The following is a 12,855-nucleotide window of genomic DNA, read 5'->3' on the forward strand; positions in this document are numbered from 1 at the left end:
GATCCCAAAGAAACCTGGGTGACTCCCACCGTGACGCAAGCTCTGACATCTCTGGCCCGCCTCACGCTTCGCCAACTGCGTCAGATGGCGAGTGATCTGGGGGTGACGCTGTATAGCCGCAAGAGCAAAGACGCCCTGGTTTCCGAGATTGCAGAGCGCCAGGAGCGCAAGAGCGGAGATCAAAAAGCGATCGAATCTGAGCTGTCGGCACCCACCCGTTCGACCTCCTCGACTCGCGTTGTCTTTCTGCCGCGCGACCCTCAGTGGGCCTACGTGTTCTGGGAAATCAGCGATCAAGACCGCAAGCGAGCACAAACCGACGGCGCTGCCCACCTCAGCCTTCGTCTGGCTGATGTGACTGGCATTCAGGACGGAAGCTCACACCCCCACACCCTTCAGGAAGTCCCTGTGGATAGCCACAGCACCGAGTGGTACCTGCCTGTTCCCCTGTGTGACCGTGACTATCGGGTTGAGCTCGGTTACCGCGCAGGGGCCAGCTGGATCTCCCTGGCCTTCTCGTCGGTCGCAAGAGTTCCGGCCCTGCATCCGAGCGAGCAGATCATGGATCAGTTCGTGCCGTTCAGCCTGGAGGCAACGCCGGCAGCGGCTGCTCCAAGCGCACCGGTCAATGTTCCCGACAACACCGATAGCGGCCTGCATGAGCGCCTCTACCAAACGGCAACGACCCATTTCCGTAGCCGCCGCGTGGGCTCCGAAGTGCTGCACGAGCAAGAAGGAATTGGAAGCGATCAGCGCGGCCTGAGCGACTCCGGCGCTGGCCTCTGGGCGAGTGGTCGCAATGAGTCCGGCCTTGGCGGTGTCGCCCCTCGCCAACGCTCTTTCTGGCTGATCGCTGACGCCGAGCTGATTGTTTACGGCGCCACCGATCCGTCGGCTCGCCTGACCATTGGCGGTGAGGATGTTCCCCTCTCCAGCGATGGCACCTTCCGGATTCAGGTGCCTTTCCGGGATGGCAAGCAGCTCTACCCGATCGAGGCCACAGCTGCTGATGGCGAACAGAAGCGCAACATCACACTCAACTTCGAACGCGTCACCCCAGAAGACAACACCAACCCTGCGAGCGAAGCTCAGGTTGAGTGGTTCTGACCTGATGAACGACAAGCGTTCAACCCTGCGTTGGATCGTGGCCATCACTCCGCTTGCCGGGGCGATGGCCTTCCCTGTGGTCGTTCCACTGACCATTGCCAAGGTGGGGATCGGAGCCGGTGTTGGCGTGGCGCTCGTTCTCAGCACTGCATGGTTCGTGGCGATGCTGAGCACCGCCGAAATGCCCCATTAATGCTCCCTGGAGCAAGCTCGGGGAACACTGCCATCAGCACCTGAATCCAAAGCCATGACCCTTCGCCAGGTTTGGGGCCTTGCGCTGATGGCGCTTACCCCCATCACCTGTGCCTCCTGCAGCCAAGCAGGACAAGTGCTTGGTGATCCCGCCCCAGATCTATCGCTGCCAGCCGGCATCCAGGTGCACTTCAACCACCGCGATGGAGTTGGCTATCGCAGCCCGATCGATGGCCAGTGGCGCAAGGGAGACAACCTGGAAGCCGAGCTGATCAACGCCATCGATGGTGCTGACGAGGAGTGCCTGGTGGCCGTGCAAGAGCTGACCCTTCCAGCTGTTGCTCAGGCTTTGGTGCGCGCCCAGGCACGCGGGGTTCGCGTGCAAGTGGTGCTGGAAAACACTTACAGCACTCCCTGGAGTCAGATGCATGAAGCAGGCTTGCCACGCCATGCACGTCATCGGATTCAGCGGCTTGCCGAGCTGGCAGATCGAAACGGTGACGGACGCCTCACCGCAACAGAACGACTGGAAGGGGATGCCCTAGCCCTGCTTGCGCAGGCTGGCGTACCGATGATTGATGACACGGAAGACGGCAGCAAAGGCAGTGGATTGATGCATCACAAATTCGTGGTGATCGACCGCCGTCTTGTGCTCACAGGCAGCGCCAATTTCACCAGCTCTGGCATCCATGGAGATGCGGGAGCGCCGCGGACTCGGGGCAATGTCAATCACCTGCTGCGCTTCAACAGCCCTGAGCTTGCTGCCGTCTTTGCCGCAGAATTCACGCGCATGTGGGGTGATGGCCCTGGAGGCGTCGCCAAAAGTCAATTCGGTCGCGGCAAAAGTGATCCCGCTCTTGAACAGGTGCAGATCGGCAACCAAACCATCAGCGTGCTCTTTGCCCCACACAGCAGGAGCCATCCAAATCACGGACTGCGTCTGATCGCGCAGGAGCTGGGACAGGCCCAACGCAACATCGACATGGCCCTGTTTGTGTTCTCAGCGCAAGCACTGGCCAATACGTTGCAAGCGCTGGTGGAGAAAGGCATCAAGGTGCGGCTTCTGGCTGACCCAGGCTTTGCCAGCCGCCCATTTTCAGAAGTCCTCGACTTACTCGGGGTGGCCATGCCGGATCACAACTGCATGCTGGAAGCCAGGAACCGACCATTCACGACACCGGTGAAAGGAGTCGGCACGCCTCGTCTTGCACGTGGTGACAAGCTGCATCACAAGTTCGCCGTAATCGATCACAAAACAGTGATCACGGGATCCTTCAACTGGTCACCTTCTGCCGCTCACACCAACGATGAAACCCTGCTGGTGATCCACTCACCGCAACTTGCCAAACACTTCACCCGTGAAATGAATCGGATGTGGCGCGGGGCAGAACTGGGGATCACCAAGCGGATGCGGCGAAAGCTGGAGCGACAGCATGCACTGTGCGGGAGTGGGCGGAAGAGAGACTAAGCCTTATTTGAAACAAGAAACCACACTCGACTGCGAAACCACCTGGAAACTCAGTAAAGCAACGCTAGACTGAAATGCGAAAAGAGCAGGCTCGCAAAAGCAAATCAAAAGCAAAAAACAGCCCGAAGAGAAGAAGAAAAATGATATGCAAAGCCTCTGTTTTGTGTCTAGCGCCACAAAACATTAAAGAAGGCATGGCAAAATAGGAAAGCACCCGAGGGAATTGATGCCGTCAATTCACAAATCAATTGGCAAAAAAGCACTATTCACCCTGCTTGGGACCCTTAGATTCTTTTTGGTAGCAGCGGCCATCAGCGTTATCACTGTTGAGATAGTCGAAGTCTTTCTAAAAAAGGATGTTCTTCATCTGGCACTCTTTGCCATGTTTTTCTTGATATGCAATTTTCAAATTAATTTAAGCAGACATACAACAGTCCTCAAAAGCGAGGAGCGAGTAAGCAGGCTGTTCATCCTGGCCCTCTTCAGCCTTGGGGCAGCGTTCCTTGAACTTGTTGACCTGGGCTTTGATCAAGTCAACGACAGTCTAAAAGCAAGTCCCGCACTAGCCAGTGCCTATCAAAGCATCTGCATTCTGGAAGCAGGAGTTGGCATTGCCGCCATTATGCTCATCACATTTTCGGTTGATCGAATGCTGGTAACCCTACGGTCGACTGCCCATGACTACAGAGCGATTGACTTATAGCCCTGAGCAGAGCAGCGCCCCTCAGAAGACCAGCAAACTTAGCCCTAAAATGATCGGCCTTCCACAACTCACCTGTACATTTAGACGGCTGAGGCGAACTCATACGACCCGGAAAATCTTGCCGGCCAAAGCCAGAGCAAAGTGCACTTAAGTACTCGCAATTACTTTCGACAATCACTAAAATCCTTATCTCTAGGTTTAGGCGATACAGCCACCGCCCTATATTGCCAATTCACACATAAAAGCAATGCAAAAACCCTCACACATTAACCTTCCCGTAATAACGCTTTGTCTCAGGCTTAAGCCAAAAGATTAGAAGCGGCAACGCAGCCGGCAGACAACAAACACTGGTCATACCAAAAGCAATTTCCACCAAAATCCAGACCCAGACCCAAGGCTTTGGAGGAAGAAAAATGGGAACAAGCGAAAGAAGCGCGCATGGAAGACCGATCACGAAAAAAACTATTCCATAAGCAAAAGCCTCTTCATCCCCAGAAGCCATCATCAAGGGGGCTAAAAGCAGGAGAGCAAAATACAGAGCAGCCATCGCTCCCAAATACACCTTTGCCCAGACAACTACTCCAGGCTTTACAGGAGTCGGGGCCATTGAAAGAACAACCAACTGACATAAATATGATTCAGATCAAGGATTGAAACCACGGAGTCGAAACTTATTTTCACAAGGACCACTGCAGCCCTAAAACATCCGCAAAAAATGCCCCCACGAAATCGATCACCGTTGACACAGCACGGAATGGGAGACCACCAAACCTGAAGCCCTACAAACCAGAACGTCAGCGAGCACGATAGGAAGGGTGAACAGGAGAGTTCTAAATTGAAAAAATCATGCAGAATTAAACAAACGATCCGAATCCATCAAACCAATCACCAGACATGACACCAAAGAGAATCCACCGTACCAATTCGCGCACACATCAAACCAAAAACAGAATAAGAGTCGCCTTATCCACAGCATCACTTCTTCTATTGACAAGCTTGACCAATACAGCCCAGGCAAAAGAAATGATGTGCAAAGTTTCCGATCCAAATGATACCTATGTCAATCTTCGCTACCCAGCAAATGGGGAACTGATGAGGTCACTAGCTAACGGTAGCTGGATCGAGATTGATAGCAATGGGACCACATATGATCAACAAGGACGACCATGGACCGCAAGCGTAAGCCAGCGCACAAGGTCTCCGATTGGCAGAGAATATGTCATGAGTCAATTTGTTTATGGCTGCAGACCCGGCAATTCGTTTTCGGAATGGTTTATCCGTCTCAAGTAAGGCGGATGACCGGCAGACTATGGCGCGATGCAGGCTCCAGATGAACTAGCAGGAGCACCGCGGACGACAAGGCCACGATAAAAAGTTAGAGGGTGTCAGCATACGGAATAGACTCAGACAATTCACTGAAAAATCGATGAAAATTTTGTTTTTCTCACTTGCATCAGCACTTGCAATCATCCTACAAATGCCTGCAGAAGCCAGCAGAGGCTTACCAGCAGATCTTGAATCACTTGATCAACTCTGGCAGACATACAACGCGTCTTGCGAACAGGGAGATCAAAGAGCCTGTCAACTGAAAGAAAAGTATCGCGAAATCATCAAACAAAATTTTCCCAATGCAGTACCTGCTGCATGCCCACCTAACCTCAAAAGAGTGTGGTTTGAAAGTGGCAGGAAGGGAATGGCCTCAGGCTGCCAAATGTTTTAGTGGCTGAGGCTAAAAACGGCCTTAACCCAAGAAACATGTTCAAGACTGACCCCGCTACACGTCCAACGCAAGCTGGATTGCCAGCAGGTTCTTTGGCGGGATCAGTCGAGGGGAACAGGAGAGAACGTGTGCGATTCAGATCAAGAGAGGATGCAGCCTCCTCGAGTCACCTCGAAATCACTTTGCAGCCGTCAAGCGTTACCCCCAAGGTTGTTCCTCCCACAACACCAGCCACAACAATTCTTTGCCCCTTGCTCAAAGAAGTGGCACCAGAAACTTCGTCATCCGTCAAGAAACACTGAACACTCGCAAAGTCGTATTCTCCCCTGATCGAGACATACGGATTATCCAAAATGTCTTTGTCGATAGAGCCAACCGGACCACTGACATAAATCAATTTACCCTCATACTTAGACTCTGCAGCAATTGAATTATCATCAAACTCATCAGCCAAAGTTTTGTAGTTGACCTCATAGCTAGGCGACGAATAATCAAAAGAAGAATAATCCGTATCATCCTCGACCGAGCCCGCCCCCAACACAGCCAGGGCGCCAAGCCCGAGAGACAAAGAAATCAGCTTTTTAATCATTGGCCTAAAAAACCTTAAGGCATCCTAACACCTGCCATTTTGACGAGCACTATTTAAAGGCACCATTAAGTCACGGACCACACAAAAATAGAAGCAAGAAAAGCCAACGCAATATCCAAAACGTCAAAAGTCCCTGGAAGCAAGCCCAGAAACTGGAGAAAATCAGGCACAAACGCTACAAATAAGAACAAGACAAGACGAAACCTCCAAACGGCTCCCTTCACACCCCAAAAAGACTTCAGGCCAAAACTCAACACAAAACACAGAGACACATGCCACAAGGCATTGGGCAGCGAGTAAACAACGAGACGGTACGCAAAATCATCCGCAAGAATAGATCGACAGGAATAATTTAAACCCCTTTTCAGGGAAGGCCACGAATCTCCAACAAACACATGAACAATGCGCTCATACAACAGAGTGGTCGGGCGACACAACGCGTAGAGGGATGAGCCCAACAAAATAGGGAGGAAATATCTCCCCAAAAACCGTTTCATCGGGAGCAAAGACAATTGATAAAACGCCCCTGGGTGCTCATAACAGCGATGAACCAACAACAACTGATCCTCTCACCAAAGTCGCGCAGGACGCTTTCCTCCCAAGCAACCTCAAGCACCCGAACTTGTTCGTCGTTCAACCCAATCCAAACCATTGTCATTGCATCAATCTCTCATGATCAAAGCCTCCACCATGAGCCGGTCAAACACGGGAGGAATCCCCACATTTTTGGGATCATGATCAAGTCAAAACATAAAACATACGACCGATCAATCAAGTAGTACGTGCCTCCGCACACACTGATTTGCTTCCACTCTTGAAAGTAAGACAGGAGTTTTTGGCGTGATGCGAGAGGAGAGCGCTATCGAGTTGATATCCGCATCAGGACACCATGCAGTGCCGACGACGAGGGCGCTTCTTGCTGGTGAGTTGGCAGCCGAAAGAAAGCGCGTGGATCACCACGATGCTGATCGATGTATTGCACCCCCTGCGAACCCGGCGGATCCAGATCGGCTGAAGCGCGAATCAGCCTTCACAATGGCCGCAGGAACGGATTCAAGATGCGACGTGCCCTGCAGCTTCTGATCGGCTTGAGCCTCACTGCTCCTGCAGGCCTCCAGGCCAAACCTGTGTCTATGCCGTATCCAACTCGCGAGGCGCTGCGTGAGATCCAGCTGCAGGCTTACGCCTGCTCCAGAGAGAACACAGCCGAGTTCTGTGATCGCACCGTGAAACTTGCAGATCCGCTGATGGATCACCCCCGCCTGCCAGCAGCCTGCAAAGACACCATCTGGGAACTGCTGCAAAACGCCAAGGTGGTCAGCAGCAACAGTTTTCAGCGCCGGGACAACATTGATCGGCCAGCCCGGCGAATCACCGTGGTCTGCGCCAATCCTGTGAAGCCATCGGCACCCGTACCCACGGGTGCGCCATCTGGGGGATTCAATCCCAATCGAACGTAAAGCGCTGAGCGGGGAGGTCACGACCCTCCTCATCGCGAAGCTCCTGCATCAACTGCACCGAGATCCAGGCCAGGACTTTCCGAGCATGAGCTACGAGAAGTGGTCGTGACCACGTCGTGAAAGCAAGTTCCCGTGTTTACCTGCCTCAGACAGTCCCGTTCGCGTGATGAGCAGCACGGCAACCGCGGAACCCATCCAACGCCAGGTCCGCCTTGAGACCCCGTTCAGTGACCAAAAACCTGGCACTTCAGGCCTGCGCAAAAGCAGCGAACAGTTCGAGCAGCCGAACTATCTGGAAAGCTTTGTTGAAGCGATCTTCCGCACCCTTCCTGGTGTGCAGGGAGGCACCCTTGTGCTCGGTGGCGATGGCCGCTACGGCAACCGCCGTGCCATTGATGTGATCTTGCGCATGGCAGCCGCCCATGGCGTCAGCAAGGTGATCACCACGACTGGCGGGATCCTGTCCACTCCGGCGGCATCCAACCTGATTCGCAGCCGCAAGGCGATCGGCGGCATCATCCTGTCGGCCAGCCATAACCCCGGTGGCCCCAACGGCGACTTCGGCGTGAAGGTGAACGGCGCCAACGGTGGCCCCACTCCAGCCTCTTTCACCGATGCGGTGTACGAATGCACCAAAACCCTGGAGCAGTATTCGATCGTTGAAGCTCCAACCATCGATCTCGATGCCCCTAGCAACCATGGCATCGGCGCCATGGTTGTTGAAGTGATCGATGGCGTCGATGACTTCGTCGAGCTGATGCAGGAGCTGTTCGACTTCGAGAGCATCCGCGATCTGATCCGCAGCGATTTTCCGCTGGCCTTCGATGCCATGCATGCGGTGACCGGGCCCTACGCCACGCGGTTGTTCGAAGAGCTTCTGGGCGCCCCGGCAGGCAGCGTTCGCAACGGCATCCCCTTGGAGGATTTCGGCAAAGGCCACCCCGATCCCAACCTCACCTACGCCCATGATCTGGCGGAGCTGCTGCTGGAAGGCGATGACTATCGCTTCGGAGCAGCCTGCGACGGCGACGGTGATCGCAACATGATCCTCGGGCAGCGCTGCTTCGTGAATCCCAGCGACAGCCTGGCGGTGCTCACCGCCAACGCAACCCTGGCCCCGGCCTATGCAGACGGCCTCTCCGGGGTGGCTCGCTCCATGCCCACCAGCGCTGCGGTGGATGTGGTGGCCAAGGAACTGGGGATCGAGTGCTTTGAAACACCCACGGGCTGGAAGTTCTTCGGCAATCTGCTCGATGCCGGACGCATCACGCTCTGCGGCGAAGAAAGCTTCGGCACCGGCAGCAATCATGTGCGCGAAAAGGATGGTCTGTGGGCCGTGCTCTTCTGGCTTCAGATCCTCGCCAAGCGCCGCTGCAGCGTGGCCGAGATCATGGATGAACACTGGAAGCGCTTCGGCCGCCACTACTACTCACGTCACGACTACGAAGCGGTAGCCAGTGAGGCAGCCCATGGTCTGTACGACCGCCTTGAGGGCATGCTCCCAGACCTGATCGGTCAAGCCTTTGCAGGTCGTCAGATCGCCAACGCCGACAACTTCAGCTACGTCGATCCAATCGATAGCTCCGTCACCAAAGGTCAGGGGCTTCGCATCCTCCTGGACGACGGCAGCCGTGTCGTGGTTCGCCTGTCGGGAACCGGCACCAAGGGCGCCACGATCCGCATTTACCTGGAGAGTTATGTGCCCAGCAGTGGTGATCTGGCCATGGATCCCCAGGTGGCTCTGGCCGACATGATCAGCGCCATCAATCAGCTTGCTGAAATTGAGCAACGCACTGGCATGGACCGTCCGACAGTGATCACCTGATCAGACTGATCAACCAAGCGTTCGAGCCCCCGCGAGGGGGCTTTTTGATGCGCTCCAACAGGCTCAACCTTTGCGGGATCGACGCCCGCGATGGGCGTTGGAATGGCGGTAGACAGGATCGGTGGCCTGCTCCTGCAACTGCCGGGTGGACTCGATGGCAAATCCAGCCAAGGCGCAAGAGGTGATCACCATCAAATAAAAAAGACGCAGACGCCGTACATCGAGCTCAGCAGGGGTGTTGTCGATCAACACCTTGAGGAAATAAGCCAGCGCAAGTCCGACTGCAGCGCCGATGGCAATGGCCACCAACACCCTGGAACCACTGAAACGCTTGGTGATCGCATGTTCAGGGCCTGAAGATTGTGACGACGAACGCTCCATCAACTCACCTGGGCATCAGCGGGCGGGTTGGCATCGGCTTGCCCCAAGAGTGACTTCATCACCACATAAAAGACCGGCACCACAAGCGTGGAGAGGAAGGTGGCGACCAGCAGCCCGCCAAACACCACCAAACCCAACGACGACTGGCTCTGGGCACCGGCACCACTGGCCAGCATCAAAGGCAGGAAACCGGTGAGCGAAGAGATCGCCGTCATCAGGATGGGGCGCAAACGCGACTTTGCGGCGAAGCGAGCCGCATCCAGAGCAGAAGCACCCTCCCCCATCTTCTGGTTGGCGAGGTCAACGATCAGGATCGCGTTTCCTCCTGCCAAGCCGATCAGCATCACCAGACCAACCTGCGCATAGATGTTGAGCACCTGGCCAGCGGCCCCCAAAAACACCAGGGCACCGAGGAGCGCCGTCGGCACCGTGAGAAGAATGATGATCGGATCGGTATAGCTCTCGTATTGAGCCGACAGCACCAAAAACACCGCCAGAATGCCGAGGGCAAAGATCACCACGGCCAACGATCCGGCTTTGACCTCCTCACGGGAAATGCCCGTCCAGTCGAAACCCAACCCCTGGAAGGAGCCGTCATTAAAGATGGTCTTCATGGCGGTGATCGCCTGCCCCGAACTCTTGCCTTCCGCTGGATTGCCCTCGACCTTGATTGAGCGGTAGAGGTTGAAATGCGGGATCACGCTGGGACCGGTGGTGGCCTCCACCGTGAAGAACTCCGCCAGCGGAATCGACTCCCCCTTGGCATTGTTCACATAGATCGCGGAGAGTTGTTCGGGGGTGGCACGGCTGGCGCCCTCTGCCTGGACATACACCCGGCGCACCTTGCCTTCCTGGAAGGTGTCATTCACATATGCACCACCGAAGTTGACGCTGAAGGCCTGCATCGCCGAACCGAAATCAACACCGAGCGAGGCCATCCGATCCCGATCCACGTTGACTTCCACCTGGGGAGCTGAAGGCGTGAACAAGGTGCGCACACGGCTGAGCATCGGATTGGTGTTGCCCGTCTGAACGATCTGCTCTGCTGAACGGAAGAACTGATCGAGGGGATAGGCCCCACTGCTCTGATCCAGGAGCTGAAACTCGAAACCACCACCGGCGCCATAGCCAGGAATCGAGGGTGGTTCGACGACAAACACCCGTCCACCATCGATGGTCATGAACAGCTTCTTGTTCAGCCGCTCAACGATGGCGGCGACGCTGTTCTCACTGCCCTTGCGGTCATCCCAATGCTTGGTGCCGAAGAAAAACAGACCCTTGTTGGGAGCATTGCCGTCGAGACTGGCACCACTGAACAGGGCCGCAGCCTTGATGTCCTTTTCACTGCGGAGCACCTCGGCCACCTGACGGTTGATCGCCAACGTGGTCTCGTTGGAAACACCGTCCGGTGCCTGCACGACACCAATGGCATAGCCCTGATCTTCAATCGGCACAAAGCCTCCAGGGATCCGGGTGAACGCAAATCCAGTGAGCAGAATGCCGATTCCCAGAGCCGCCATCACCATCGGCCGTGCCTTCAGCACCTGCTCCAGGATCTGGGAGTAGCGCTTTTCAAAGGCCGCGTAATAACGGTTGAAATTGACGAAGATTTCGGGCACAAACCACCCCACACCGCCACCGAGGACGGTGAACAACACGACTGGAATCAGATTGGTCACCCCAGCCAGGATCAAGCCGACCACCGCACCACCCACTGCACCGGGCAAGCGCAGCGGACGCCCAGTCAGTTTGCCGGCAACAAAGCCGAGCAAGGCACCAACCACAAGTGGCACCAGGGCCAACGCCGCACCACCTCCGGCGCTGAGCAAGCCATACACAAAACCGAGACATCCACCGGCAGTGGCGTACTGCTGCTTGGAGAGCTCCTTCGTGTCACGGGAGAGCAACAACGCCGCCAGCATCGGCGAGAAGGTCAGGGCGTTAAAGGTGGAGATCCCGATGGAGAACAGGATCGTCGCCGCAAACTGCTTGTAGATCGTCCCTGTGGCACCAGGGAAGAACAACACCGGCAGGAACACCGCCATCTTCACCAGCGAGGTCGCGATCACGGCACTAAACAGCTCGTCCATGGTCGCCATGGCGGCCTGAACGGAGGTGAGCCCCTCGGCCTTCTTGGCCGAGGTGTCTTCCACAACGGTGATCGCGTCATCCACCACCAGGCCAGTCGCCAGCACCAGACCAAACAGCGTGAGCTGGTTCAGGGAGAAGCCAAAGGCGAGCACAAGGGCAAAGGTGCCGATCAAAGCCACGGGAATGGCAATGGCCGGAACCAGGGTGGCTTTCCAGTTCTGCAGGAACAGAAACAGAATCAGCACCACCAAGATCACCGCGTCCCGGAGTGAGTTGGTCACCCCTTTGATCGACTGATTGATGAAGTCAGTGGTGTCGTAAATGACTTGCGATTCAAGGCCCACAGGGAGGGTGCGCTCGAACTCGGCAATCACATCCTTCACACCATCAGACACCTGGATGGCATTGCTACCCGAGAGCTGATAAACCGCTACACCCACTGAGGGGGTGCCCTGGAGATCCATGGCATCAATGCCATAGGTCTCACCACCAAGGCTGACGCGACCAACATCGCGAAGCCTGATCAAACCACCGTCATCGGTGGTGCGCAGCACAATGTTGGCGAATTCCTCCTCGGTGGTCAGACGACCCTGGAGCTGAACGGTGAAGGTGAATTCCTGCCCGTCAGGAGAGGGGGGTCCGCCCACCTTGCCGGCAGGCACCAAACGGTTCTGGCTTTTGAGCTGATTCACCACATCGGTGGATGTCAGCCCATTGGCGGCCAACTTGTCAGGGTCCAGCCAAAGACGGAAGGCAACCTTGCGATTGCCGAAGTAGGTGACTTCACCCACACCAGGCACACGCTTGATGTTGTCGGTGAGGTTCTTATCGAGGTAGCCGCTGATCGTCTCAACGCTGTAAGCGGTTTTGGACGGATCGCTATTGACGAAGTTGTAAACCAGCAGGATTGAGTTCGAGGCCTTATTGACCGTGACGCCAGCCTTCCGAACCTCCTCAGGCAACTGGGGCTCCGCCAAGGAGACCCTGTTTTGCACATTCACCTGGTTGATATTGCCGTCGGTGCCACTGTTGAACGACACCGAAATCGAACTCACACCATCGGCCGAACTGTTGGAGGTGATGAAATCCATCTCCTCCACACCATTGATCTGCTGCTCGAGCACCGAGGTCACCCCTTGCTCCACCGACACGGCATCGGCACCCACATAGGTGGCCTGCACCTTGACGGTGGGAGGTGCAATATCCGGGAGGTTTTCGATCGGAAGGATCGGGATCGCAATCAAGCCAACGATCACGATCAGGAGGCTGCAGACCGTGCTCAGAACCGGCCGAGTGATGAAGTTATTGGATGCAGACAT

General features: G+C 55.7%; 11 protein-coding genes. 7 read left to right on the forward strand and 4 right to left on the reverse strand.

The genetic code is table 11. The features are described 5' to 3' along the window. Nucleotides 1-30: 30 nt before the first annotated feature. The 4 genes from RS9916_RS08680 (at nucleotide 31) to RS9916_RS08695 (ending at nucleotide 3,470) form a co-directional block, all read left to right on the forward strand. A complete protein-coding gene (locus tag RS9916_RS08680; protein WP_038023541.1) occupies nucleotides 31-1,107 on the forward strand; it encodes a DUF4912 domain-containing protein in 1,077 nt (358 codons plus the stop codon). A gap of 4 nt (nucleotides 1,108-1,111) precedes the next feature. Further along, nucleotides 1,112-1,300, forward strand: a complete 189-nt coding sequence (locus RS9916_RS08685; RefSeq protein WP_007098989.1) for a hypothetical protein — start codon at nucleotides 1,112-1,114, stop codon at nucleotides 1,298-1,300. Between the two features lie 54 nt (nucleotides 1,301-1,354). Further along, the gene (locus RS9916_RS08690; protein WP_007098990.1) at nucleotides 1,355-2,767 is read left to right on the forward strand and encodes a phospholipase D-like domain-containing protein; all 1,413 of its coding nucleotides are present in this window, start codon (nucleotides 1,355-1,357) and stop codon (nucleotides 2,765-2,767) included. A 226-nt stretch (nucleotides 2,768-2,993) separates the two neighbouring features. After that, nucleotides 2,994-3,470, forward strand: coding sequence for a hypothetical protein (locus RS9916_RS08695; RefSeq protein WP_007098991.1), 477 nt, complete (start codon nucleotides 2,994-2,996; stop codon nucleotides 3,468-3,470). 259 nt (nucleotides 3,471-3,729) lie between these two features. Here the strand turns inward: RS9916_RS08695 and RS9916_RS08700 are convergent, their stop codons facing one another. Then, nucleotides 3,730-4,017 (reverse strand): hypothetical protein, encoded by a 288-nt coding sequence (locus RS9916_RS08700; RefSeq protein WP_156777517.1) that lies wholly within the window; start codon nucleotides 4,015-4,017, stop codon nucleotides 3,730-3,732. Nucleotides 4,018-4,896: 879 nt separating this feature from the next. Here RS9916_RS08700 and RS9916_RS14535 point away from each other — a divergent pair. Continuing rightward, nucleotides 4,897-5,190, forward strand: a complete 294-nt coding sequence (locus RS9916_RS14535; protein ID WP_156777518.1) for a hypothetical protein — start codon at nucleotides 4,897-4,899, stop codon at nucleotides 5,188-5,190. Between the two features lie 166 nt (nucleotides 5,191-5,356). Here RS9916_RS14535 and RS9916_RS13545 read toward each other — a convergent pair whose 3' ends face one another. After that, nucleotides 5,357-5,779: a hypothetical protein gene (locus RS9916_RS13545; RefSeq protein WP_007098993.1), complete on the reverse strand. Its 423-nt coding sequence runs from the start codon at nucleotides 5,777-5,779 to the stop codon at nucleotides 5,357-5,359. A 1,058-nt stretch (nucleotides 5,780-6,837) separates the two neighbouring features. Between RS9916_RS13545 and RS9916_RS08715 the strand changes: the two genes are divergently transcribed. Both RS9916_RS08715 and RS9916_RS08720 read left to right on the forward strand, forming a co-directional pair. Next, nucleotides 6,838-7,239 carry a hypothetical protein gene (locus RS9916_RS08715; RefSeq protein WP_038023543.1) on the forward strand — a complete coding sequence of 134 codons (402 nt, stop codon included), beginning with the start codon at nucleotides 6,838-6,840 and terminating at the stop codon, nucleotides 7,237-7,239. 166 nt (nucleotides 7,240-7,405) lie between these two features. After that, nucleotides 7,406-9,064: an alpha-D-glucose phosphate-specific phosphoglucomutase gene (locus RS9916_RS08720; protein ID WP_007098997.1), complete on the forward strand. Its 1,659-nt coding sequence runs from the start codon at nucleotides 7,406-7,408 to the stop codon at nucleotides 9,062-9,064. A gap of 63 nt (nucleotides 9,065-9,127) precedes the next feature. On the opposite strand, the gene RS9916_RS08725 is transcribed toward RS9916_RS08720, so the two are convergent. Then, the gene (locus tag RS9916_RS08725) at nucleotides 9,128-9,445 is read right to left on the reverse strand and encodes a hypothetical protein (RefSeq protein ID WP_007098998.1); all 318 of its coding nucleotides are present in this window, start codon (nucleotides 9,443-9,445) and stop codon (nucleotides 9,128-9,130) included. Then, on the reverse strand, nucleotides 9,445-12,855 hold the full coding sequence (locus RS9916_RS08730) for an efflux RND transporter permease subunit (RefSeq protein WP_007098999.1): 3,411 nt from the start codon (nucleotides 12,853-12,855) through the stop codon (nucleotides 9,445-9,447). The genes RS9916_RS08725 and RS9916_RS08730 overlap by 1 nt, the downstream gene beginning before the upstream one ends.

This window comes from Synechococcus sp. RS9916 (genome assembly GCF_000153825.1).
Classification (GTDB): Bacteria; Cyanobacteriota; Cyanobacteriia; order PCC-6307; family Cyanobiaceae; genus Synechococcus_C.

Coding starts and splice junctions, on each gene's coding strand:
- RS9916_RS08685 (WP_007098989.1), top strand. CDS start 1,112: ATGAACGACAAGCGTTCAACCCTGCGTTGGATCGTGGCCATCACTCCG.
- RS9916_RS08690 (WP_007098990.1), top strand. CDS start 1,355: ATGACCCTTCGCCAGGTTTGGGGCCTTGCGCTGATGGCGCTTACCCCC.
- RS9916_RS08695 (WP_007098991.1), top strand. CDS start 2,994: ATGCCGTCAATTCACAAATCAATTGGCAAAAAAGCACTATTCACCCTG.
- RS9916_RS08700 (WP_156777517.1), bottom strand. CDS start 4,017: ATGGCTGCTCTGTATTTTGCTCTCCTGCTTTTAGCCCCCTTGATGATG.
- RS9916_RS14535 (WP_156777518.1), top strand. CDS start 4,897: ATGAAAATTTTGTTTTTCTCACTTGCATCAGCACTTGCAATCATCCTA.
- RS9916_RS13545 (WP_007098993.1), bottom strand. CDS start 5,779: ATGATTAAAAAGCTGATTTCTTTGTCTCTCGGGCTTGGCGCCCTGGCT.
- RS9916_RS08715 (WP_038023543.1), top strand. CDS start 6,838: ATGCGACGTGCCCTGCAGCTTCTGATCGGCTTGAGCCTCACTGCTCCT.
- RS9916_RS08720 (WP_007098997.1), top strand. CDS start 7,406: ATGAGCAGCACGGCAACCGCGGAACCCATCCAACGCCAGGTCCGCCTT.
- RS9916_RS08725 (WP_007098998.1), bottom strand. CDS start 9,445: ATGGAGCGTTCGTCGTCACAATCTTCAGGCCCTGAACATGCGATCACC.
- RS9916_RS08730 (WP_007098999.1), bottom strand. CDS start 12,855: ATGTCTGCATCCAATAACTTCATCACTCGGCCGGTTCTGAGCACGGTC.